Origin of the sequence: Plantibacter sp. lyk4-40-MEA-4, from assembly GCF_030209415.1 — a bacterium.
Lineage (GTDB): Bacteria > Actinomycetota > Actinomycetes > Actinomycetales > Microbacteriaceae > Plantibacter > Plantibacter flavus_A.
In genome coordinates, this window is sequence record NZ_JARVSA010000002.1 from 73,964 (window position 1) to 95,805 (window position 21,842).

The following is a 21,842-nucleotide window of genomic DNA, read 5'->3' on the forward strand; positions in this document are numbered from 1 at the left end:
GTCCGACACCTCGGCTGACGACAGACAGGCCCTCGGAACGGAGATCCGTTCCGAGGGCCTGTCCTCGTTCGTGCGGCGCGAGCGTCGGTCGCCTACTCGGCGTTCCGGCGACGCGCGATCTCGTACAGCGTCACGCTGGCCGCGATCCCGGCGTTGAGCGATTCGGTCGAGGCCGAGATCGGGATCGACACGACCGCGTCGCAGGTCTCGGTGACGAGGCGGGACAGGCCCTTGCCCTCGCTGCCGACGACCACGAGGATCGGCTGGTCGGCGAGTTCGAGCCCCGGGAGGGAGACGTCGCCGTCGCCGTCGAGGCCGATCACGAAGACACCGCGCTCCTTGAACGCCTTGAGCGTCTGGGTGAGGTTGGCGGCCATCGCGACCGGCGTCCGAGCCGCCGCGCCTGCCGAGGTCTTCCACGCGGAGGCGGTGAGACCCACGCTCCGGCGCTGCGGCAGGATCACGCCGTGCCCACCGAAGGCTGCGGTCGATCGGATGATCGCACCCAGGTTCCGGGGGTCGGTGATGCCGTCGAGGGCGATGAACAACGGGTTCTCGCCACGCGAGATGACCTGGTCGAGCAACTCCATGGGGTGCGCGTACTCGTAGGGCGGCACCTTGATGGCGAGGCCCTGGTGCACGCCGTCGAACCCGGCCATGCGGTCGAGTTCCGGACGCATGACCTCGAGCACCGGGATCCCGCGTCGGGTGGCGATGCTGAGCGCCTCCTTCACCCGGTCGTCCATCTCGATGCGGGTCGCGACGTACAGCGTGGTGGCTGGGATCTTCGCCCGGAGCGCTTCGAGGACGGAGTTGCGGCCCGTGACGACCTCGGACTCGTCACCCGACTTCTGCTTGGTCCGGCCGTTCGTGGAGGGGCGTCCGTTCTGGCCGGCCGCCTGTTTCGGCTTGCCGGTGCCGCCGGCGGCCGCGTAGCGCTCCTGCGCGGCCTTCCGCTTGCCGGCCGGGTGCCAGGCGCGGTCCTCGGCCTTGGGGGTCGGTCCACGACCCTCGAGCGCCTTGCGGCCGAGGCCACCGGTGCCCTTGGTGGGACCCTTCTTCGCTTTCTTCGGCCCGGTCGGGCGGGAAGGCTTACTTGCCACTGATACTCCAATGTGCTCCGGACGGGGTGTCTTCGATGGTGATCCCAGCCGCTGTGAGTTCGTCGCGGATCCGGTCGGCCGCTGCGAAGTCCTTGGCGACCCTGGCGTCCGCGCGATCGACGAGCAGACGCTCGACGAGTGCGGACAGGGATCGGTGAGTGACGGGGTCGGCGCCCGACGACCACGAGGGGTCGGTCGGGTCGATGCCGAGCACCCGGGTCATGTCGAGGACGGCGACGGCACGCTCGCGCGCCGTCGTCAGGTCGCCGCCGTCGAGGGCGGCGTTGCCGACGCGCACGGCGTCATGCAACACGGCGAGCGCGCGGGGGATGTTCAGGTCGTCGTCCATCGCCTCGACGAAGGCGGCCGGGAGCGTCGCTCGACTGGCGGCCGTGGTCGTCTCGGTGAGGAGGTCGGCGCGGGCGGCACGATCGAGGAAGCCCTCGACACGTCCGAGTGCGGCCTCGGCCTCGGCGAGTGCGCCCGGATGGAACTCGAGTGTCGATCGGTACTGCGCTGCACCGAGGTAGTACCGGACGACGAGCGGCCGGGCTGCTGCCAGGAGGTCGGCTGCGTAGACGGAGTTGCCGAGGGACTTCGACATCTTCTGCCCGCCCGTGACGGCGACCAGCCCGTTGTGCAACCAGTACCGGGCGAAGGGGTCGCCGGCTGCGCTCGACTGGGCGAGCTCGTTCTCGTGGTGGGGGAAGCGGAGGTCGAGTCCGCCGCCGTGGATGTCGAACTCCTCGCCGAGGTACTTGGTCGACATCGCCGAGCACTCGATGTGCCAGCCGGGCCGCCCCTCGCCCCACGGAGACATCCAACTCGCCGAGCGCGGCTCCCCGGGCTTGGTGCCCTTCCAGAGCGCGAAGTCGCGGGGATCGCGTTTGCCGCGCGGGTCGGCGTCGGTCGCGGCCTCCATGTGCTCGGCGCTCTGCCGCGTGAGTTCGCCGTAGCGGCTCCATGAGGCGGTGTCGAAGTAGACGTCGCCGGAGTCGTCGGGGGCCGGGTAGGCGTGCCCGGCGTCGATGAGCCGCTCGATGAGCTCCTGCATCTCCGGGATGCTCGCCGTCGCGCGTGGCTCGTAGCTCGGCGGCAGGATGCCCAGGGCGCGGTAGGCGGCCGTGAACTCGAGTTCGTACCGGTAGGCGAGCGCCCACCACTCCTCGCCGGGCTGGGCGAAGCCGCCCTCGACGCCGGCGTCGGCGTTCGCGAGGATCTTGTCATCGATGTCGGTGACGTTGCGGACGAGTGTGACTCGGAGCCCGGAGGACGTCAGCCAGCGTCGCAGCTGGTCGTAGACGAGCGCGCTGCGCAGGTGCCCGATGTGCGGAGAGGACTGCACGGTCGGTCCGCAGACGTACAGCCCCGCCTCGGCTTCGCGGAGCGGCACGAAGTCCCGGAGGGACTGCGTTTTCGAGTCGTAGAGTCGGAGGGCCACGAGACCAGACTAGCCGCCGTCGTCGGGGCATGATGGTCCCATGACCACGGGACGCGACGACCAGCAGGTTCTCCGCGCGCGACTCGCGGCACAGCTTCTCGACGGAAGCGATCATCACTCCCCCACGGCTGTGGTCTCGCAGCTGCTCGCGGTCCAGGCCCAGGACCTCGCTTCGTCGCTGTGGGCGGTCGGCGTCAGGTCGAGCGGCACGACGATGGCCGAGGTGCTCATGGCGCTCGAGGACGGTTCGATCGTCCGGTCCTGGCCGATGCGCGGCACCCTGCATCTCGTCGCCGCCGAGGACCTCGGGTGGCTGCTCGGACTCGGTGTCCCGCGGGTCCGCTCGACGATCGCGGCCAGACACCGTCAGCTCGGGCTGGACGCCGAGACCTTCTCGCGCTCCCGTGCACTCACCGAGCGACTGCTCAGCGGGCATCGGCGCGTGACGAGGGATGCGCTGCTGACGGCCCACGCCGACGCCGGGATCCCGATCGACGGACAACGAGGCTCACACCTCATCATGGAACTCGCGATGTCGGGCGTGGTCTGCTGGGGACCGCCCGCGGGAAGACAACAGGCACTCGTCCTGAGCGAGGAGTGGATCCGTGCCCCGCGGGTACTCGAGGCCGACGAGGCGCTCGGGGAGTTCGTCGTCCGGTATCTCACCGGCCACGGCCCGTCGACGATCGCCGACCTCACCTGGTGGTCGAAGCTCACCGTCGCCCAGGCGAAACGCGGCGTCGAGGTGGCCGCCGGACGGCTGGTCTCAGAGTCGCGCGACGGGGTCACCCGCTGGTCGTCGGCCGAGGGCATCGGACCTTCAGCTGCTTCACGACCACCGCGGGTGCTCGCGCTGCCCGGATTCGACGAGCTGCTCCTCGGCTACCGCGACCGCGAGTTGACGCTCCCGGCGGCGTTCGCAGACCGCATCGTGCCCGGCGCGAACGGCATCTTCCTCCCGATGATCACCGTCGACGGGCGCGTCGTCGGCACCTGGCGCCGACGGACGAGTGCGACCGGCGTCGTCGTCACCCCGACACCGTTCCAACCGCTGTCGCAGCGGGTGCAGGCGGGGTTCCGACGAGCTGCCGGCGAATACGGGCGGTTCCTCGGGCTCGGTGCGTCGGTCGACGAGGGCACGTCCGCCGACTGAGGACCGACCCGTCAGCGGCGCTCGACGAGGGCGGTGGCGATGGCCGTGACGCCCTCGCCGCGGCCGGTGAACCCGAGCGCATCCGTGGTCGTCGCCGCGACGCTGACCGGTCCGTGGACCAGCGCGCTCAGCACTCCCTCCGCCTCCGCCCGACGCGGCGCGAACCGCGGGCGGTTGCCGACGAGCTGCACCGCGACGTTGACGACGACGAAGCCCGCAGCGTGCAGCCGTTCGACCGCCGCCCGCAGGAAGACCTCGCCGCTCGCCCCGGCGAAGCGGGGGTCGTCGGTGCCGAACATGGAGCCGATGTCGCCGAGGCCGGCAGCGGACAGCAGGGCGTCGACGATGGCGTGGGCGACCGCATCCCCGTCGCTGTGTCCGGCCAGCGGCCGTTCCCCCGGCCAGCTGAGGCCGGCGAGGCTCAGCTCGCCGTCGTCGGCGAAGGCGTGGACGTCGATGCCGATGCCGGTTCTGATCGAGGCGGTCGGCCGTGCGCCCACCTCGTGCTCCTGGTCCCGCTCCCGGTCCGCCAGAAGTCGCTCCGCACGCTGGGCGTCCCACGGGGTCGTGATCTTGAACGCCGCCTCCGAGCCGCCGACGGTGAGCACGGGGTGTCCGGCGTCCGCGTAGAGCGCCGCATCGTCGGTGGCCGCTGCCAGGCGGTCTTCGGCGACGCGGAAGGCCGCGACGAGGGCATCACGCGGGAACGCCTGCGGTGTCTGCATGGCTCGGAGGGCGGCCCGATCCACGGTCTGCTCGACGAGGTCGCTCGCGTCGACCCGCTTGATCGTGTCGGTCACCGCGAGCCCCGGCACGATGCCCCACCCCGTCCGCTCCGCGGCGTCGATCACCCGTTCGAACTGGTCGGTCGGGGTGAGTGCCCGTGCGGCGTCGTGGACGAGCACCGTGCGGACTCCCGGCCACAGGGCGGCGAGTCCGGCGAGGACGGAGGACTGTCTCGTGTCGCCTCCCGCGACGACACGGAGGTGGTCGGCCGCCTTCCCCGCCGCGCGACGACCGATCGTCTCAGCCTCACCGACGCGATCCGCGGGGACCACGACGACGACCTGGACCGCGTCGTGCAGGCGGAAGACCGGGGCGAGCGCGTGTTCGAGCACGGTGCTGCCGGCGAGCGACACGAACGCCTTGGGGATCCCGGCACCGAGGCGCGTCCCACTGCCCGCCGCCACGACGATCACGCCGACGGCCGGGCCGTCCAGGGAGGGGTCGGCAACGGCACCCGGTTCGTCGATCGCAGTCATGCCACGAGCCTACTTCTCGGGCGCCCAGCCCGAACGGACGGTCGGCTCAGGAGGCGAGGACCTCATCGAGGACGGACGACGCCTGCTCCTCATCGGTCTGCTCCGCCAATGCCAGTTCAGAGACCAGGATCTGGCGAGCCTTCGCGAGCATCCGCTTCTCTCCTGCTGAGAGCCCTCGGTCCTGGTCGCGACGCCACAGGTCGCGGACCACCTCGGAGACCTTGATGACGTCGCCCGAGGCCAGCTTCTCGAGGTTCGCCTTGTAGCGGCGGGACCAGTTCGTCGGCTCCTCGGTGAACGGCGCACGGAGTACGTCGAACACGCGGTCGACCCCCTCGCGTCCGATGACGTCGCGCACCCCGACCAGGTCGACGTTCTCGGCCGGGACCTCGATCATGAGGTCGCCCTGGGTGACGCGGAGCTTCAGGTAGAGCTTCTCCTCGCCCTTGATGATCCGGGTCTTCACCTCGGTGATGGTCGCGGCGCCATGGTGCGGGTAGACGACGGTCTCGCCAACTTCGAAGATCATGGGTCTCGGTCCCTTCAGCGTCTCCCAGAATACCACGGGACCCCTGATCAGAGCCGGGTACCGGGTGCCCAGCGGACCGGGTGGTGAACCGATCGATCACGGGTCGGCGACCCGGCCACGCCCCTTCGCGGCCGTGGGCTAGACTCGAATCCGGATCCCGGGACACCTGTCACTCGTCTGCGCCCGGGGCCACCACATCTTGGAGGGTTCTGTGAAGGCGCGTCTCATCGCTTCCATCGTCGTCGCGGGTGCTGTCGCACTCGGCATGAGCGGTTGCAACCTCATCGCGCCGCAGGCGACCCTGAAGCAGTACGATGCCTCGGACGGCGTCGGTGTCACCGTCGGCTCGGTGGCCGTCCGCAACGCCATCGTCGTCTCCGACGACGGCGAGACCGGCAACCTCGTCTTCAGCGTCGCGAACCTCGACGACCGCGCCCACACGGTGCTCATCGAGATCGAGGGCAAGGACGAGCAGTTCCAGGTCCTCGCGGAGCCCGGCCTGACGACGTTCGACGGCTCGGGAGCCAACGACCCCCTGCGCATCGAGTCCCTCGGCGTCCAGCCCGGAGCGATCGTGGACGTCTTCTTCCAGTACGGCGACGAGACGGGCGCCACGGCGAGTGTGCCGGTCCTCACCGGTGAGCTGCTCGAGTACTCCACGCTCGTCCCGACGCCGCTGCCGACGGATGAGCCCACCGAGACGCCGACGCCGCTCGCGACGCCCACCACGGAGCCGACCGAATAGCCCCTCGTCGCCCCACACGACCGAACGCCCCGCACCTCCCTCCGGAGGCGCGGGGCGTTCGTCCGTCCTGGACCTGCGTCAGGCCTCGAAGCGGTAGCCGAGCCCACGCACGGTGACGAGCATCACCGGTTCCGAGGGGTTCGCTTCGATCCGGGAACGGATGCGCTTGATGTGGACGTCCAGCGTCTTGGTGTCGCCGTAGTAGTCGCTCCCCCACACCCGGTCGATCAGCTGACCACGGGTGAGAACCCGTCCGGCGTTCCGTAGGAGCAGCTCGAGCAGCTCGTACTCCTTGAGCGGCATCGGGATCGGCGCCCCGTTGACCTCGACGACATGACGCTCGGTGTCCATCCGGACCGTGCCGGCCTCGAGCAGCACCTCCTCCTGCGCCTGGTCCGCCTCGACACGGCGTCGCAGCACCGCCCTGATCCGCGCGAGCAGCTCGCGGGTCGAGTAGGGCTTCGTGACGTAGTCGTCGGCGCCCAGCTCGAGCCCGACGACGATGTCGACCTCGGAGTCTTTCGCGGTCAGCATGATGATCGGCGTGCTCGAGACCGCGCGGATCTGACGGCAGACCTCCGTCCCGGGGATGCCGGGGAGCATGAGGTCGAGCAACACGAGGTCAGCGCCGCGAGCCGTGAAGGCCTGGACCGCCGAGGGACCGTCCTCCGCCACCTCGACCTCGTACCCCTCCCGTTCGAGCAGGTAGCTGAGTGGTTCACTCAGAGACGCTTCGTCTTCGACGAGCAGGATGCGGGTCACGGGGTACTCCTTGCCGTGCCGGTGGACAGGTCCTCCGGCGGGGTCGTTGCTCTGGGAAGGCGGATGGTGAACGTCGAGCCACGGCCCAGCTGCGACCAGACCTTCACCTCGCCGCCGTGGTTCTGGACGGTGTGCTTGACGATGCTGAGGCCCAGGCCGGTGCCGCCCGTGTGGCGGGACCGCGCCTGGTCGACGCGGAAGAACCGTTCGAAGACCCGGTCGCGGTCCTCTTCGGCGATCCCGACGCCCTGATCGGTGACGGCGATCTCGACGACGTCGTCGACCGCCCGGACGCCGACACCCACGTGTGCGCCGGTGGGCGAGTAGTGGATGGCGTTCGAGATGAGGTTGTGCACGGCGACGACGAGCATGGCCTCGTCACCGTACACCTCGAGGTTCTTACCGCCTTTGAGGGAGAGCGCCACCCCGGTCGCCTCGGCCGGCACACGGTTCTGGTCCACCGCCGCGGCGATGACCCGATCGAGGCGGACGAGTTCCGGCTGATGGAGGGCGTCGGCCGCCTGCAACCGCGAGAGGTCGATGATCTCGGCCGTCATCCGGGTGAGTCGCTGTGATTCGGTCGAGAGCCGGCTGGCGAACCGCTTCACCCGTTCCGGATCGTCGGCCGCCGTGTCGAGCGCCTCCGAGAGGAGCCCGATGGCGCCGATCGGCGTCTTCAACTCGTGGCTGATGTTCGCGATGAAGTCCCGGCGGACCTCGTCGAGTCGACGCGCCTCCGTGTGGTCCTCGGCCAGGAGGAGGATGAAGCGAGACCCGAGCGGCGCCGCCCGCACGCGCAGGTGGCGGGTGGCCTCGCCGAAACGCCCGAGCGCGAGTTCCAGATCGCTCGTGACGGCTTCGCCGGTGCGTCGGACCTCGAGCGCGAGGTCGATGAGCTCCTGGTTGTCGAGCACGCGGTCGCGCACCAGCCCGAGCGCGAACGCCCCCGGGGACGCCTTCAGCACGTTGTTGGACGGGTCGACGACGATGCCCGCGCTGTCGAGGGCTTCGAGCACCTGGTCGACCCCGTCTGGGACGACCGGGTTGACGACCGTCGCGGCGCGCTCTCCGCGGCGGAAGGCGAGGGTGATGAGGGCGACGAAACCGCCTCCGACGATGAGGCCGAGTGCCAGGGCGATCAGCACCAACCACATGGTGTCCATGGGTACTACGTTACTCAGTCCGCCGAACGGCGAACTCGCGAATACCCCGCCACTTCGACGACTGTTCACGCTTGGGGCCCCAACTGTTAACCTTGGTTCGGCATCATCGGCGGAGCGGGCGTCTGCCTGCCCACCGCCAGGTCACGGAAGGACGGCACCCAGAGCCATGCGCGAGGTATTCCAGCAGTCACTGCGAGAGGTCCAGGATCGCCTGGTCGAGATCGCCGAACTCGTCACGATCTCCATCGAGAAGGCGACGCAGTCCTTCGGCAACTCGGACGTCGCGGTCGCCGAGGAGGTCATCGCCAACGACAACCGCATCGACCAGCTCGCGATCGAACTCGACGAGCTCGCCATCGACATCCTCGCCCGTCAGCAGCCGGTCGCGCGCGACCTGCGCATCGTCGTGAGCGCGCTTCGGATCAGCGCGTCGCTCGAGCGCATGGGCGACATGGCCGAGCACATCGCCCAGCTGTCGCGGTACCGCTTCCCCGACAAGGCGGTGCCGAAGGGCCTGCGGACCACCTTCGCCGAGATGGGTCGACTCGACGTCTCGATCGCCCGCAAACTGACCGAACTGCTGCGCACCCAGGACCCGCGCATCGCCGACGAGATCCGCAACGACGACGACGACGTCGACGAGCTGCACGCCAGCGTCTTCGAGAAGGTCCTCGGCGACACCTGGAAGGGTGAGCCCGTCGCGACCGTCGACGCCACCCTGGCCTCGCGGTACCACGAGCGCTTCGCCGACCACGCCGTCTCCATCGCCAAGAAGGTCCAGTACCTCGCGACCGGCGACTGGATCCCCGAGGCGACCACGCCGGTGCACCACTGACCAGCTGATCCCGGACACCCCGACGAGCGGTGTCGACCCGAGACCGGGTCGGCACCGCTCGTCCGTTCGTGCGGGACTAGCTCATCCGACGACGGGTGATCGCGCCGCATGCAAGGAGCAGGAGGCCGAGGACCGTGGCGAGGCCGGCGAGCGGCAGGAGCTGGCCTGCAGCGCTGCCGGTGTCGGCGAGCGTCGGCGCAGCTGAACGAGCGGCCGAGGCCGTGGTGTCCGAGCCGGTCGAGGACGCCGCCGGCGCGGTGGTGATCACCGTGGCGGGGACCGTCGGCACGACGGGGGTCACCGGGGTGGTGGGGTCCGTCGGGTCGGTCGGGTCCGTGGGGTCCGTGGGGTCGGTCGGGTCCACCGGAGTGGTGGGATCGGTCGTCCCGGGACCTGCGGTCTCGCTGTCCCCGATCACGGAGATCGCGTTGCCGCCGATCGTGATCGGCAGCTCCAGGCCGAGGTCGATCTGGTTCCCACCGCCGAGGCTGTCGTCACCACCGGTGGTCGACGTGCCTCCACCGGACGATACCGGAGCGGAGGCCGAGGTGCCCGTCGACTCGGAGTCGCCGATCACGCTGACGGCGTTGCCGACCGCGGAGATCGGGAGCCCGATGTCGCCGAGGACCTGGTTGCCACCGGCGACACTGTCGTCACCGGACGTGGTCGACGGCGCCGCCGGAACAGCCGCACCACCCGACGTGGCAGGCTCACCCGCCTGCTCACTGCTCGAGTCACCGAACAGCGAGATGGCGTTCCCACCGACCGTGACCGGAACGGTCACCACCGGCGACACCTGGTTCCCACCGGCGACACTGTCGTCACCGGTGGTCGTCGACGGCGATGCCGGAACAGCCGCACCACCCGACGTGGCAGGCTCACCCGCCTGCTCACTGCTCGAGTCACCGAACAGCGAGATGGCGTTCCCACCGACCGTGACCGGAACGGTCACCACCGGCGAGACCTGGTTCCCACCGGCGACACTGTCGTCACCGGACGTGGTGGCCTCGTCGGTGACCGGCGAGGCGGACTCCCCCGCCGCCGGCCCGGACGTCGAACCCGACTGCTCGGCATCGCCGATGATCGAGATCGCGTTGTCCTCGACCGTCACCGGGATGGAGACGGGCAGCTGGACCTGGTTCCCACCCGCGACACTGTCGTCACCACTGGTGGTGGCCGGGGCCGGCTCCGGCGCGGGCTCGGGCGCCGGTGCGGGCTCCGGCGCTGGTGCGGGCTCCGGTGCGGGTGCCGGCTCAGGCGCGGGTGCCGGCTCAGGCGCGGGTGCCGCCTCCGGTGCGGACGTCGCCGACGAATCGCCGACGACGCTCACCGCGGTGTCGACGATCTCGACGGGGGCCTCGAGGACCACGTCGACGAGGGTTCCGCCGAGGATGCTGTCGTCCCCGGACGTGTCGGCGTTGGCCGCCGTAGCGCCGAGGAACGTGAGTCCCGCGACGAACAGGCCACAGTAGAGGCCTTTCTTGACATACGAATTCATGATTCCTGCTCCTTGCAGAGTGACTGATGTGCTCCCGTGGTCGGGAGGCTTCGGACCGTTGAACCGCCCAGTGGGCGGGCCTCCGCCGCGAGCGGCAGAGTGATCCGGGGTCAGTCAGGAGAGGTATCGGAGGGGAACGTGGGTGAAGCCGGGAGGTCTTCGTCTCGCGCGGGTCCGCGACGGTCGTCGCCGGGCGCAGGGAGGATGACGGAGCTCGACTGTTCAGCCGCTGCGGGACCGCCGACGGCACCACCGGAGCCGGAGGACCCGGAGCCACTCGGCGTGACGGCCCAGCGGCCGTCGGCGTCCGGCAGCAGCGGAAGGTTCGCAGGGGTGTCGGGGAGACTGGACGATCCGACGGCGGCGGCGGGCACGGCCGTGGTGAACGACGTGTCTTCGCGATCCTGGCCGCCCGACACGGTCGTCGAGTCGCCCTGCTGCACAGACGGCGGTCCGAGGATCGTGGTCGGGAGGATCGCGCCGACGGCGGTCGAGTCGGTGGCCGACACGTCCTCTGCCGGGCCCTGCGAAGGCGCTGGGACGACCGGATCGATGATCGGCGTACTGGGGACCGGGACCGCGGCGACGACGTCTGCGACGCCGGTCAGCGTCTGGTCGACCGTCTGCACGACCGGATCGACGATCGCGGCGACCGGCGCTGTGCCGACGGTCTCCTCGACGACGTCGTTGACGACCGGTACCGCTGCGACGGTCTCGTCGACGACGTCGACCACCGGTTCGAGCACGGTGGCGTCGACGACGTCGACGACCTCGGCGACAGCACTGACGGGCTGTTCGAGCGAGCCGACGACCTCGGTCACCGCGCCCAAGAGCGAAGGATCGGTGGCACCGTCGTCGGCATGCGCGGAGGAAGGAGACCCGAAGATGGCTATCGCCGTGAACGCCGCGGCGGCGAAGCCACCGAGCGCCAGCGCGCGCCACAGGGGGAAACGGGTGCCGTCGGTCGACTGCTCCATGCGCATCCCCCCAATCGGGTTACAGTGCAGTCACTGTACGCCCAACCCCGAGGCGGTTCAACCCCTTTTTCGCGACATGGAAAACCCCGGTCAGGAGGACGTTCGGCGACGATGTCGCCAAGCCGTGCTCCCGACCGGGGTGGTGGTTTGGTGGGGTTTCCGCTACTTCTTCCCCTGCGCCGCGACGGCGGCGGCGCCTGCTGCCGCGGCCTCGGGATCGAGGTAGCGAGCCGGGGCGATCGGGCGGAAGTCCGCGTCGAGCTCGTAGACGAGCGGGATGCCGGTGGGGATGTTCAGCTCGGCGATCTCGTCGTCCGAGATGTCGTCGAGGTGCTTCACGAGGGCGCGGAGCGAGTTGCCGTGCGCCGTCACGAGGACGGTCTTGCCGGCGGCCAGGTCGACCGTGATGTCGGACTCCCAGTAGGGCAGCATCCGGTCGATGACGTCCTTCAGGCACTCGGTGCGGGGCAGTTCGCCGTCGATCCCGACATACCGGGGGTCGTCGGCCTGCGACCATTCGTCGTCATCGGCGATCGGCGGCGGCGGCACGTCGAAGGAACGACGCCAGGTCTGGAACTGCTCCGGACCGTACTCGGCGAGCGTCTGCGCCTTGTCCTTGCCCTGCAGCGCTCCGTAGTGACGCTCGTTGAGGCGCCAGCTGCGCTTGACCGGGATCCACATGCGGTCGGCGGTCTCGAGGGCGAGGTTCGCCGTCTGGATCGCGCGGGAGAGGACCGAGGTGTACAGCACGTCCGGGGTGATGCCGGAGTCGGCGAGCAGCTCGCCCGCACGCTTGGCCTCGGTGACGCCGAGTTCGCTGAGTCGGACGTCGACCCAACCGGTGAACAGGTTCTTCTGATTCCAGTCGCTGTTGCCGTGGCGCAGCAGGACGAGGGTGTAAGTCTCAGGCATGTCCCCAGCATACCGACGGCGCATGACCGCGAGGTGGACGATGACCCCGCTCCGTGAGGGAGAATGGGTCCATGCCCGTCGGATCGATCACCCGCGGGACGACCGGTACGAACCGGCTTCGACGGGTGGACCGCTGGGTCGCGACCCACCTCTCGCTCAGACGGACGGCGAACCCGCTGGTGGTGGACCTCGGCTACGGCGCGAGCGGCGTCACGGCGTTGGAACTGCACGACCGACTCCTCGCCGTCCGGCCCGACGTACGGGTCATCGGGTTCGAGATCGAACCGGGGCGCGTCCGCACCGCCGACGCGCAGCTGCAGCAGGTGCGTACGGGCACGACCCGGTTCACGCCGACGGCTGCGGTCTCCTTCGCACGCGGAGGGTTCGAGGTGCCGACCGGCGACGACCGCCCCGCGGTGATCCGGGCGTTCAACGTACTCCGGCAGTACGACGAAGCCGAGGTCGCGGGGGCCTGGCGTCTCATGGCGTCGCGGCTGCAGCCCGGCGGTGTGCTGGTCGAAGGGACGTGCGACGAGATCGGACGGGTGTCCAGCTGGATCGCGGTCGACGACCAGGGGCGTGCTGAGTCGTTCTCCATCAGTCTGCGGCTCGCCGACCTCGAGCTGCCGTCCATCGTGGCCGAACGACTGCCGAAGGCGCTGATCCACCACAACGTACCGGGCGAACGGATCCATGCGCTCATGACGGACCTCGACCGCGCCTGGCGGATGCACGCACCCCTGGCGGTCTACAGCCCGGTCCAGCGCTGGTTGGCGACCGTCGGGACGCTTCGGGACAGCGGGTGGCCGGTGCTGGCCGGCCGCAACCGCTGGCGCCTCGGCGAGCTGACACTGCCGTGGTCGGCTGTCGCCCCGAATCCCTCCCCGACGGACTGAGTGTCGGGGAACGCCGCCGTCAGAGCGGGGGCAGCGCCGCCTGCGCCTCCGGCGTCGGCAGCCCCGTCGCCGTGAGCAGATCGACGAGGTACGGCCGGAGTACGAGCACGAGCGCCTGCTCGGAGACCGAGGCGTCGGGGAGCACGGCGACCGGCTCGAGGTGCTTCGCGATCTCCAGTAGGGACTGCCTCGCGACCGGCTGCTGGGCGATGTCGCCGATCGACTGCGACAGGATGCCGAGCGCGACGGAAGTGCGCGCGAGCAGGTCTGCGAGCTCGGGACGGCTCGTGGCGTCGCGCGACACGTAGTCGATGCGCCGGGCGATCACCCGGAGGTTGCGGGTCGCGAGGTCCATGCCGTCGAGCATGGTCCGCTGCCGTTCGAGGTCGAACACCGCCTTGCGGAGGAACGGCGAGATGCGCGCGATGGCGAGCCCTGAGTCGAGGGTTCCGCGCCACGCGTCCAGGGCCGGCTGGGTGGCCCTCGCCCGTGCGAGCGCGCGGTCCGCCTCCTCGAGGTCGCCGAGACGGAGGGCGGCGACGAGCGAGGCGAGGGTCCGGACGTGTTCGTCGATGAGCCGCTGGCCGTCACGGCGAGCACTCCGGCGCGGGTCGCGCGGGATGAGCGCGGTCGCGAGCAGGGCGAAGACCCCGCCGATCAGTCCGTCGAGGGTGCGCACGAACGGGCCGCCGTCAGGCACGGGCAGGAGCATGACGAGGACGGACTGCACCGCCGCCGCGATCGCGAACGACGCCGCCGGCGAGAGGAACCGGGCGACGAGCAATGTGAGCACGAGCGCGACCGCGAGTTGCCACGTCCCCTGACCGAAGCCGAGGAGCAGGATCTCGGCCAGCGCGATCCCGACGCTCATCCCGACGGCCGTCTCGAGGACCCGGATCGGGCGGGCGTCGCGAACGAACCCGAGACTCGAGATCGTCACGGTCAAGGCGAGGAGTGGCACGGCGTGCCCGAGCACGTAGTGGGAGAACGCGTACGCACCGATCGCCGTGGCGCTGACCTGCAGCACCGCCGGCACGGATCCGACGAGACGATGCCAGGCGTCGCCGAGTGCGATGCGGCGACGAACCGCGGCGGTCCATCGGTCGATCCGTACGCCCGGGTCCGAGGCGCCGTCGCTCCCCACCGGGGTCAGCGCCGGACGGCGCCGAGTCGCGGCAGCCGCGGCACGTTCGCCGTGGCCCCGGCATCCGCCGGCACGACGATCTCCTGCGACGCCGCGACGTCGATGCCGTCGGCCTCCACCGTCAGCACGGCCGCCGGATCCGCGGAGCGCTTGACGATCGCCAACGCCACCGGGCCCAACTCGTGGTGGATCGCGCTCGAGGTGATGCGTCCGACGGGCTTCCGGGTCGCGTCGTCGCCGTCGCCGACGAGCACCACGTTCGAACCGGCCGGTGGCAGCACCGCGTCGGAGCCGTCGAGGAGGAGCATGACGAGACGCCGCGGCGGATGCCCGAGGTTGTGCACCTTGGCGACCGTCTCCTGACCGCGATAGCAGCCCTTGTTCAAGTGGACGGCCGAGCGCAGCCAGTCGAGCTCGTGCGGAATGCTCCGCTCGTCGACCTCGGACTGCAACCGCGGGCGCCACGCGGCGATGCGCAGGGCTTCTGCGGCCAACGAACCCGCGGCGGAGAACGCCCCCGCACGGATCTGCTGCACGAGCGACTCGAGCTGCTCGCGCGCGACGATCGTCTCGGTCCACGTCCACGCTGCACCCGGGTGCTCACCCGTCGCGTACTGATGCCCGCCGACCGCGACCTCGGACCACGGATCGTGCCAGACGAGCGGCATGCCGTTCGGCTCTGCGGCCTCGACCGCGAGACCCGCCGCCGCGCCGATCACGACGTACTGCTCGGTCACGATGGCCACCTCGACGCGCAGCATGAACCGCATCCGGTCGAGCCAGGCGTGGAGGGGCGCAGCATCGTCGGCCTCGGTGACGAGCCACGTGGTCGTCCCGTCGTCGAGCAGCTTGACCGCGTGCTCGATCCGGCCGCTCTGGTCGAGGAAGAGGGTCTCCGTCGAGATGCCGGCGGACAGCGACCGCAGCTCCTGGCTCGTGATGGAGTTGAGCCAGCTCAGCCGATCAGGGCCGGTGACCGTCACGATGCCACGGTTCGACAGGTCGACGATCGCCTTCCCGCTGGCGATGAGGCGCTGCTCGATGTTCGGGCTGCCGTAATGGGAGGGGACGCCGTGGTCGACGGCGTCCGCCTGTTCGACGGCACCCGGCAGCATGAGGAAGGGCGAGCCCGGAATCGCTTCCGGCGTGACCGCTCCGGTGGGATCGGTCACGTCAGTCGGCTTTGGCCAGGCGCGCCGAGGCGTGCGTCCGGAGGTCCTGCCCCAGGGCGGCGATGTCCCAGGCCCAGAGCAGGTGGTTCTCGACGAGGCCGTACAGGCGGGTCGCGGCGGCGTACTCCTTGGCTCCAGCGGTCCGGACGACGGCGTCGGTCGCGAGGTCGATCCGCGGGCCGTCGATCTGACCGAGGTAGAGCTCGCTCACACCGTTCGGGTGGACGATCGAGACCTGTAGGGGGAAGGCGCCGGTCGACGTACGCAGGGTCTCGACCGACTGCGCCGTGCCGAACGGGCGGGGGCCCTGCCCTGGGAGCATGCCCGGCCCGGGATCGCCTTCGATCAACGGGCGCTCGAGGCGCCAGTAACCCGTCTCGGTGACGAGCGGCTCGGGCACACCGGACTCGTCGACCGGATGCGCCTCAGGCGCGACGTCCGCAGCGGTGTCGTCCGACAGGGCGTCCTCGTCCGTGGACGAGGCCCCCTCGGCGTCACGCGGGGGCTGCTCGGGCAGGAGCCAGGTGTAGGAGTTGTAGTTCAAGTACGGCAGGCCGTCGTGGCTGAAGCTCACGCGCTGACCGAACTCGCGGGTCACGGTCTCGTCGCCGACCCGGTAGTCAATGACGCCGGTTCCCTCCCAGACGCCGATGAGCCACGACAGCGGGACCAGTTCGCTCGGCAGGCCGCTCGGGATCTCGATCATCGAGGGACCCGGACTAGCGCTGACCGCGGTACAGGTTCTTCAGCACGACCACCGCGGTGAACGCGATGGCGAGGCTGGCGAGGACGAGCAAGCCGATGAAGAAGATTTCGAGAGCGAGCAGCATGGGAGAAAGTCTACCCCGAGGCCAGGGCGATGAGGCCATACACGGCACCGCCGATGGCGAGGATGAGGACGGCGCCGGTGACGCTCGTCGACATCCGATCGACGAATCCCACCTTCTGTCTCGTCAGCAGCTGTGCCGAGAACGCGGCCAGCGTGCAGAGGCCGAGCGTGGCCGACAGCCCGAAGAAGGTCTCCCCCGGGCTCCAGAGCAGGCCGGACACGACGACGCCGACGAGCGCGAGCGCCCAGATGGAGACGACGCTGATCCAGCGCAGCCGGGGGGAGAGAGTGGTTTCGCTCACGGACCCATTGTCACAGAGCGGACGCCATCGGACCACCAGCCGGCGCCCGGTGCGACGTGGGGTACGGTCGTTCGCCTAATATGGTTCCAAACTCAGTCGGGAGGATGCGCGTGGCGCAAATTTTGGTCTTGACCTCCATGGTCGGCACCGAGGTCCTCCCATCCCTCGGGCTCTTGAGCCACCGCACCCGGCAGATCCCCGCCGACCCCGCACAACTCGTGAACGCTCCGAGTTCGGATCTCGTCCTCGTCGACGCCCGCCAGGATCTCGCGAGCGCCAAGTCGCTCTGCAAGATCCTCGGTGCGTCCGGGCTGTCGGTCCCGCTCCTCCTCATCCTGACCGAGGGCGGCCTCACGGCCGTCAGCGCCGACTGGGGCGTGAACGACGTCATCCTCGAATCCGCAGGGCCGGCCGAGGTCGACGCGCGGATCCGGCTCGCGATCGGCCGCGCCTCGCAGGAGCACTCGGCGAGCAAGATCCAGGCGTCCGGCGTCGTCATCGACGAGGCCAGCTACTCCGCCAAGGTCCACGGCAAGCCGCTCGACCTCACCTTCAAGGAGTTCGAACTGCTCCGCTTCTTCGCGACCCACCCCTCCCGGGTGTTCACGCGCGAGCAGTTGCTGAGCGAGGTGTGGGGCTACGACTACTTCGGTGGCACGCGAACCGTCGACGTCCACGTCCGCCGGTTGCGCGCCAAGCTCGGCGACCTCGAGCAGCTCATCGGCACCGTGCGCAACGTCGGCTACCGCTTCAACGTCTACGAGGACGATCATGCCCCGGCTGACGCTGTCGGTTCGTAACGTCGACGACGCCCGCACCCGGGACGCGCTCGAGCGCGTCGTGCGCACGGCGTCGCTCGTCGACGGCCAGCCGCCGTTCAGCGATCAGTCGCTCATCGACGCCGCGTCCGGCGCCCGGACGCTGATCCTCGCCGTCGAACCACAGGACCCGCCGGTCGACCCCGACGACTTCGCCGTCGTGGGAGCGGCCATCCTCGGACATGGCGAGCTGGAGTTCGTCGTCGAGCCCGAGTGGCGGGGCCACGGCTACGGTCGCGCCGCACTGCGCGGCGTCCTCGCCAACTGTCCCCCGCAGGTGCGCATCTGGGCACACGGCGACCACCCCGCTTCCCGGGTGCTCGCACAGGAGTTCGGCTTCTCGCCGATCAGGACGCTGCTGCAGCTCCGCCTGACCAAGACGCCCACGAGCCGCGCGCGACCGGCCACCGCCGGGCACGCTGATGTCACGGTCGGCACGTTCCGGCCGGGAGCCGACGAGGAGGAGTGGCTCGAGGTCAACGCGCTCGCCTTCGCCGACCACCCCGAGCAGGGACGCATGACCCTCGACGATCTCCGCGCCCGGGAGGCCGAGTCCTGGTTCGACGCCGAGGACTTCCTGCTCGCACGAGGCTCCGACGGTGACCTCCTCGGGTTCATCTGGTTGAAGGTCGAGGACACGGTCGGCGAGGTCTACGCGGTCGGCGTGCACCCGGCGGCCAGTGGCCGAGGGCTCGGGCGGCTCCTGATGGAGGCCGGCCTGGCCCGCCTGCGGGATCGACGGGTGGAGGCGGTCACGCTCTACGTCGAAGCCGACAACCTCCCCGCGGTGTCGCTGTACCGATCGCTCGGATTCACCGACCACACCGTCGACGTGCAGTACGCGAGAACCGACGCCTGATCCCCTCCACAGCGGTGTGGTGCTGCGGCATTTACACAGTGTTCACCGCAGTCGTCGCGACCACCCCCGCCACGGTGTCATGATGAAGGCATGCCAGCAGACCCAACCGTGCTCGATGTCGGCCTCGATGGGGACGAAGAGGACTTCGACCCCGCCTTCGAGCGGAACGATCCCGCGCTGCCCGAACACCGCTACCTCGACCGCGAACTCAGCTGGCTCGCCTTCAACCAGCGCGTCCTCGAACTCGCCGAAGACCCCGCGCTACCCGTCCTCGAACGTGCCAACTTCCTCGCGATCTTCGCCTCGAACCTCGACGAGTTCTTCATGGTGCGGGTCGCCGGCCTGAAGCGCCGCATCCTCACGGGCCTGGCGGTCCCGACGAACGTCGGCAACGCGCCGGCCGACGTCCTGTCCGAGATCTCGCAGCAGGCACACGTCCTGCAGGAACGGCACGCCCGCGCCTGGCACGACCTCGTCCGCCCCGACCTCGCCGAACGCGGTGTCACGGTCGTCACCTGGGACTCACTCGACGCAGCCGACCGCGAATACCTCAGCGAGTACTTCAGCAACCAGGTCTTCCCGGTGCTCATGCCGCTCGCGGTGGACCCGGCCCACCCGTTCCCCTACATCTCCGGCCTCTCGTTGAACCTCGCGGTCCGAGTGCGGAACACCCGGACCGGGCGCGAGGAGTTCGCCCGGCTCAAGGTCCCGCAGATGATGCCGCGCTTCGTCCGCGTCGGTCCGGCGGAGCGCCGTTCCGCGTCGCTGGACACCGCCCCCAGCGTGCGCTACATCGCCCTCGAGGAGGTCATCGCCAACCACCTCGGCCACCTCTTCCCCGGCATGGAGATCGTCGACCACCACGTCTTCCGCGTCACGCGCAACGAGGACATGGTGATCGAGGAGGACGAGACCGAGAACCTCATCCAGGCCCTCGAGAAGGAGCTGCTGCGCCGCCGGTTCGGGCCGCCCATCCGGCTCGAGATCACCGACGACATGGACGACGTCACCCTCGGACTCCTCGTCCGCGAACTCGACATCACCGAGCAGGAGGTCTACCGCCTGCCATCGCCGCTCGACCTCGGCGGCCTCTTCAGCCTCGCCGGCATCGACCGTCCGGACCTCCAGTACCCGAAGCGGGTACCGACCACGGCGCTGCAGTTCCAGCCCGACGAACCGAACGGCAAGCCCGACCTCTTCCGGTCGATCGCCCGTGAGGACGTCCTGGTCCACCACCCGTACGAGTCCTTCGCCACGAGCGTGCAGGCGTTCATCGAGCAGGCCGCCGCCGACCCGCACGTGCTCGCGATCAAGCAGACCCTGTACCGGACCTCGGGCGACAGCCCCATCGTCGAAGCACTCATCGACGCGGCGGAGGCCGGCAAGCAGGTCCTCGCGCTGGTCGAGATCAAGGCCCGGTTCGACGAGCAGAACAACATCTCCTGGGCCAGGAAGCTCGAGAAGGCCGGCGTCCACGTCGTCTACGGCCTCGTCGGACTGAAGACGCACTGCAAGCTCGCGCTCGTCGTCCGACAGGAGCGCGGGGTCCTGCGCCACTACAGCCACATCGGTACGGGCAACTACAACCCGAAGACGAGCCGCATCTACGAGGACCTCGGTCTCTTCACGGCCGACGACCAGGTCGGCAAAGACCTCACCCGCCTCTTCAACGAGCTGTCCGGCTACGCGATCGAGAAGAAGTTCAAGCGCCTCCTCGTCGCGCCGCGCCACCTGCGCAAGGGCCTCCTCAAGCACATCGAGCAGGAGCGCACGAACGCCGAGGAGGGCAAGCCGTCCGGGATCCGCATCAAGGTCAACTCGATGGTGGACGAGGCGATCATCGACGCGCTCTACCGAGCCAGCCAGGCGGGGGTCCCGGTCGACCTGTGGGTCCGCGGGATCTGCGCGCTGAAGCCCGGCCAGCCGGGGATGAGCGAGACGATCCGCGTGCGCTCCATCCTGGGGCGCTACCTCGAACACTCTCGCATCTTCTCGTTCCACAACGACGGCGACCCGCACGTGTTCATCGGCAGTGCCGACATGATGCACCGCAACCTCGACCGCCGCGTCGAGGCGCTCGTCAGGCTCACCGACCCGAAGCACCTCGAGGCGACCGCCGCGATGTTCGAGCAGGCACTCGACGAGCAGACGTCGTCGTGGTGGCTCGACGCCGACGGCGTCTGGACGCGCCACGCGGTCGACGCTGACGGACGACCGCTCACGGATCTGCAAGACTCCCTCATGCTCGAGACCGCGGCCCGCCGCCGGCCGAGGAACCGTCGCTGACGACTTCGCACCGCGACCCACCCGAGCACCACGACACGACGAGGCAGTGACTATGACGACGACGGCAATCTACGCAGCCGGTGCCGTGTGCTGGCGCCTCATCGACGGCAAGGTCCACCTCCTCGTCATCCACCGGACGGTGTACGGCGACGTCACGATCCCCAAGGGCAAGGTCGATCCCGGGGAGACGCTCGCGCAGACGGCCGTGCGGGAGATCAAAGAGGAGACCGGCCTGAGCGTCCACCTCGGTGTGCCGCTCGGCGTCTCCACGTACCCCCTGTCGAGCGGTCGCGAGAAGATCGTCCACTACTGGTCCGCGGAGGTCACCGACCAGGCCGTCCGCGAGAGCACGTTCATCCCGAACGGCGAGGTCGCAGCCCTGGAGTGGGTCACCGTCAAACGGGCACGGAGCTACCTCAGCTACGAGCGCGACGTGGAGATCCTCGACGCCTTCGCCGCGTTGGTCGACGAAGGCGTCACCGCGACCTTCGCCCTCATCGCGATGCGCCATGGGAAGGCCATGTCGCCCTCCGAATGGTCCGGCGAGGACGCGACCAGACCGCTGGCGCCGCGCGGGGTCAAGCAGGCCGCGGGGAACGTCCCGACCCTGCTGGCCTTCGGCCCCCGCAAGATCGTGACGAGCACGGCCGTGCGCTGCGTCAGCACCGTCAGCCCGATCGCCGCGGCCGCGGGCATCGAGCCCAAACGCTCCGACCTCATCAGCCAGGACGCCTTCGAGCGGGGCGAATCCGACGTCCGCCGGGTCGTCGGTCGCCGTGTCCGGGCACTCAAGACGGCCATCCTCTGCAGCCACGGGCCGGTCCTCCCCGAGATCCTGCACGAGATCGCGCTCGCCACCGGGTCCACCCGAGGCTCCTACCTCGGGAGCGCCGCCGCACTCGAGACCGGGGCGTTCTCCATCGTGCACCTCTCCCGGACGAATCCGAGCTCCGGCATCATCGCGATCGAGACGCACGAACCCCGCGTCTGACCCATACCCTCGCCCCCCTGAACAGGGGCCGTTCGTGGTGCGTTCGCGGCGTCGCCACGTCGGACGGCATGAACCCGTCGATATCCGTTCACCCGTTGTTTACCATCACGGGGGATGCTCGTCATGCCGCATGGTTAGCGTCACTGACGAGCCAGCACCGGCTCG

Annotated in this window: 21 protein-coding genes; 8 read left to right on the forward strand and 13 right to left on the reverse strand. The window is 69.8% G+C overall.

Going from position 1 to position 21,842, the window contains the following annotated elements; genetic code table 11:
* Nucleotides 1–92 precede the first annotated feature (92 nt).
* Complete coding sequence (gene rlmB, locus QRN44_RS02425) at nt 93–1,103, reverse strand: 23S rRNA (guanosine(2251)-2'-O)-methyltransferase RlmB (protein WP_079001816.1); 1,011 nt, start codon at nt 1,101–1,103, stop codon at nt 93–95.
* A complete protein-coding gene (gene cysS, locus QRN44_RS02430) occupies nt 1,093–2,544 on the reverse strand; it encodes a cysteine--tRNA ligase (RefSeq protein WP_285038195.1) in 1,452 nt (483 codons plus the stop codon). The genes rlmB and cysS overlap by 11 nt, the downstream gene beginning before the upstream one ends.
* A 40-nt stretch (nt 2,545–2,584) precedes the next feature.
* On the opposite strand from cysS, the gene QRN44_RS02435 reads away from it, so the two are divergent.
* The gene (locus tag QRN44_RS02435; RefSeq protein ID WP_285038196.1) at nt 2,585–3,697 is read left to right on the forward strand and encodes a winged helix DNA-binding domain-containing protein; all 1,113 of its coding nucleotides are present in this window, start codon (nt 2,585–2,587) and stop codon (nt 3,695–3,697) included.
* Nucleotides 3,698–3,708: 11 nt separating this feature from the next.
* On the opposite strand, the gene ispD is transcribed toward QRN44_RS02435, so the two are convergent.
* Entirely contained in the window at nt 3,709–4,959 is a 1,251-nt protein-coding gene (gene ispD / locus QRN44_RS02440) for a 2-C-methyl-D-erythritol 4-phosphate cytidylyltransferase (RefSeq protein WP_285038197.1), read from the reverse strand.
* A gap of 46 nt (nt 4,960–5,005) precedes the next feature.
* Nucleotides 5,006–5,488, reverse strand: a complete 483-nt coding sequence (locus QRN44_RS02445) for a CarD family transcriptional regulator (RefSeq protein ID WP_064296368.1) — start codon at nt 5,486–5,488, stop codon at nt 5,006–5,008.
* A gap of 211 nt (nt 5,489–5,699) precedes the next feature.
* Between QRN44_RS02445 and QRN44_RS02450 the strand changes: the two genes are divergently transcribed.
* Nucleotides 5,700–6,233: a hypothetical protein gene (locus tag QRN44_RS02450; protein ID WP_285038198.1), complete on the forward strand. Its 534-nt coding sequence runs from the start codon at nt 5,700–5,702 to the stop codon at nt 6,231–6,233.
* Nucleotides 6,234–6,311: 78 nt separating this feature from the next.
* Here the strand turns inward: QRN44_RS02450 and QRN44_RS02455 are convergent, their stop codons facing one another.
* Both QRN44_RS02455 and QRN44_RS02460 read right to left on the reverse strand, forming a co-directional pair.
* Nucleotides 6,312–6,995 (reverse strand): response regulator, encoded by a 684-nt coding sequence (locus QRN44_RS02455; RefSeq protein ID WP_064296370.1) that lies wholly within the window; start codon nt 6,993–6,995, stop codon nt 6,312–6,314.
* The gene (locus QRN44_RS02460; RefSeq protein ID WP_079001808.1) at nt 6,992–8,158 is read right to left on the reverse strand and encodes a sensor histidine kinase; all 1,167 of its coding nucleotides are present in this window, start codon (nt 8,156–8,158) and stop codon (nt 6,992–6,994) included. The genes QRN44_RS02455 and QRN44_RS02460 overlap by 4 nt, the downstream gene beginning before the upstream one ends.
* A gap of 166 nt (nt 8,159–8,324) precedes the next feature.
* Here QRN44_RS02460 and phoU point away from each other — a divergent pair, with 166 nt between their 5' ends.
* Complete coding sequence (gene phoU / locus QRN44_RS02465) at nt 8,325–8,993, forward strand: phosphate signaling complex protein PhoU (protein WP_064296372.1); 669 nt, start codon at nt 8,325–8,327, stop codon at nt 8,991–8,993.
* Nucleotides 8,994–9,069: 76 nt separating this feature from the next.
* Here phoU and QRN44_RS02470 read toward each other — a convergent pair whose 3' ends face one another.
* From QRN44_RS02470 to QRN44_RS02480, 3 genes are all read right to left on the reverse strand, one after another.
* Nucleotides 9,070–10,491 carry a chaplin family protein gene (locus QRN44_RS02470; RefSeq protein WP_285038199.1) on the reverse strand — a complete coding sequence of 474 codons (1,422 nt, stop codon included), beginning with the start codon at nt 10,489–10,491 and terminating at the stop codon, nt 9,070–9,072.
* A 110-nt stretch (nt 10,492–10,601) separates the two neighbouring features.
* Nucleotides 10,602–11,468: a hypothetical protein gene (locus QRN44_RS02475; RefSeq protein WP_285038200.1), complete on the reverse strand. Its 867-nt coding sequence runs from the start codon at nt 11,466–11,468 to the stop codon at nt 10,602–10,604.
* Between the two features lie 162 nt (nt 11,469–11,630).
* Complete coding sequence (locus tag QRN44_RS02480; protein ID WP_121289753.1) at nt 11,631–12,380, reverse strand: phosphoglyceromutase; 750 nt, start codon at nt 12,378–12,380, stop codon at nt 11,631–11,633.
* A 71-nt stretch (nt 12,381–12,451) separates the two neighbouring features.
* Here QRN44_RS02480 and QRN44_RS02485 point away from each other — a divergent pair, with 71 nt between their 5' ends.
* Nucleotides 12,452–13,276 (forward strand): class I SAM-dependent methyltransferase, encoded by an 825-nt coding sequence (locus tag QRN44_RS02485; RefSeq protein WP_175116222.1) that lies wholly within the window; start codon nt 12,452–12,454, stop codon nt 13,274–13,276.
* Between the two features lie 19 nt (nt 13,277–13,295).
* Here the strand turns inward: QRN44_RS02485 and QRN44_RS02490 are convergent, their stop codons facing one another.
* The 4 genes from QRN44_RS02490 to QRN44_RS02505 form a co-directional block, all read right to left on the reverse strand.
* The gene (locus QRN44_RS02490) at nt 13,296–14,420 is read right to left on the reverse strand and encodes an FUSC family protein (protein WP_121289751.1); all 1,125 of its coding nucleotides are present in this window, start codon (nt 14,418–14,420) and stop codon (nt 13,296–13,298) included.
* A 5-nt stretch (nt 14,421–14,425) separates the two neighbouring features.
* Nucleotides 14,426–15,535: a CAF17-like 4Fe-4S cluster assembly/insertion protein YgfZ gene (gene ygfZ, locus QRN44_RS02495; RefSeq protein ID WP_285038459.1), complete on the reverse strand. Its 1,110-nt coding sequence runs from the start codon at nt 15,533–15,535 to the stop codon at nt 14,426–14,428.
* A gap of 58 nt (nt 15,536–15,593) precedes the next feature.
* Nucleotides 15,594–16,298, reverse strand: a complete 705-nt coding sequence (locus QRN44_RS02500) for a nitrobindin family protein (RefSeq protein ID WP_071259388.1) — start codon at nt 16,296–16,298, stop codon at nt 15,594–15,596.
* Nucleotides 16,299–16,432: 134 nt separating this feature from the next.
* Nucleotides 16,433–16,723: a hypothetical protein gene (locus QRN44_RS02505; protein WP_064296602.1), complete on the reverse strand. Its 291-nt coding sequence runs from the start codon at nt 16,721–16,723 to the stop codon at nt 16,433–16,435.
* 110 nt (nt 16,724–16,833) lie between these two features.
* Here QRN44_RS02505 and QRN44_RS02510 point away from each other — a divergent pair, with 110 nt between their 5' ends.
* The 4 genes from QRN44_RS02510 to QRN44_RS02525 all read left to right on the forward strand — a co-directional run bounded on the left by QRN44_RS02510 (nt 16,834) and on the right by QRN44_RS02525 (nt 21,677).
* Nucleotides 16,834–17,523, forward strand: a complete 690-nt coding sequence (locus tag QRN44_RS02510) for a response regulator transcription factor (RefSeq protein WP_175116223.1) — start codon at nt 16,834–16,836, stop codon at nt 17,521–17,523.
* Nucleotides 17,495–18,400 (forward strand): mycothiol synthase, encoded by a 906-nt coding sequence (gene mshD / locus QRN44_RS02515; RefSeq protein ID WP_285038201.1) that lies wholly within the window; start codon nt 17,495–17,497, stop codon nt 18,398–18,400. Before QRN44_RS02510 ends, mshD begins: the two co-directional genes overlap by 29 nt.
* Nucleotides 18,401–18,490: 90 nt before the next feature.
* Entirely contained in the window at nt 18,491–20,686 is a 2,196-nt protein-coding gene (locus QRN44_RS02520) for an RNA degradosome polyphosphate kinase (RefSeq protein ID WP_064296605.1), read from the forward strand.
* Between the two features lie 52 nt (nt 20,687–20,738).
* Entirely contained in the window at nt 20,739–21,677 is a 939-nt protein-coding gene (locus tag QRN44_RS02525) for an NUDIX hydrolase (protein ID WP_285038202.1), read from the forward strand.
* Nucleotides 21,678–21,842 lie beyond the last annotated feature (165 nt).

Coding starts and splice junctions, on each gene's coding strand:
- QRN44_RS02435 (WP_285038196.1), top strand. CDS start 2,585: ATGACCACGGGACGCGACGACCAGCAGGTTCTCCGCGCGCGACTCGCG.
- ispD (WP_285038197.1), bottom strand. CDS start 4,959: ATGACTGCGATCGACGAACCGGGTGCCGTTGCCGACCCCTCCCTGGAC.
- QRN44_RS02445 (WP_064296368.1), bottom strand. CDS start 5,488: ATGATCTTCGAAGTTGGCGAGACCGTCGTCTACCCGCACCATGGCGCC.
- QRN44_RS02460 (WP_079001808.1), bottom strand. CDS start 8,158: ATGGACACCATGTGGTTGGTGCTGATCGCCCTGGCACTCGGCCTCATC.
- phoU (WP_064296372.1), top strand. CDS start 8,325: ATGCGCGAGGTATTCCAGCAGTCACTGCGAGAGGTCCAGGATCGCCTG.
- QRN44_RS02470 (WP_285038199.1), bottom strand. CDS start 10,491: ATGAATTCGTATGTCAAGAAAGGCCTCTACTGTGGCCTGTTCGTCGCG.
- QRN44_RS02475 (WP_285038200.1), bottom strand. CDS start 11,468: ATGGAGCAGTCGACCGACGGCACCCGTTTCCCCCTGTGGCGCGCGCTG.
- QRN44_RS02480 (WP_121289753.1), bottom strand. CDS start 12,380: ATGCCTGAGACTTACACCCTCGTCCTGCTGCGCCACGGCAACAGCGAC.
- QRN44_RS02485 (WP_175116222.1), top strand. CDS start 12,452: ATGCCCGTCGGATCGATCACCCGCGGGACGACCGGTACGAACCGGCTT.
- ygfZ (WP_285038459.1), bottom strand. CDS start 15,535: ATGCTGCCGGGTGCCGTCGAACAGGCGGACGCCGTCGACCACGGCGTC.
- QRN44_RS02500 (WP_071259388.1), bottom strand. CDS start 16,298: ATGATCGAGATCCCGAGCGGCCTGCCGAGCGAACTGGTCCCGCTGTCG.
- mshD (WP_285038201.1), top strand. CDS start 17,495: ATGCCCCGGCTGACGCTGTCGGTTCGTAACGTCGACGACGCCCGCACC.
- QRN44_RS02520 (WP_064296605.1), top strand. CDS start 18,491: ATGCCAGCAGACCCAACCGTGCTCGATGTCGGCCTCGATGGGGACGAA.
- QRN44_RS02525 (WP_285038202.1), top strand. CDS start 20,739: ATGACGACGACGGCAATCTACGCAGCCGGTGCCGTGTGCTGGCGCCTC.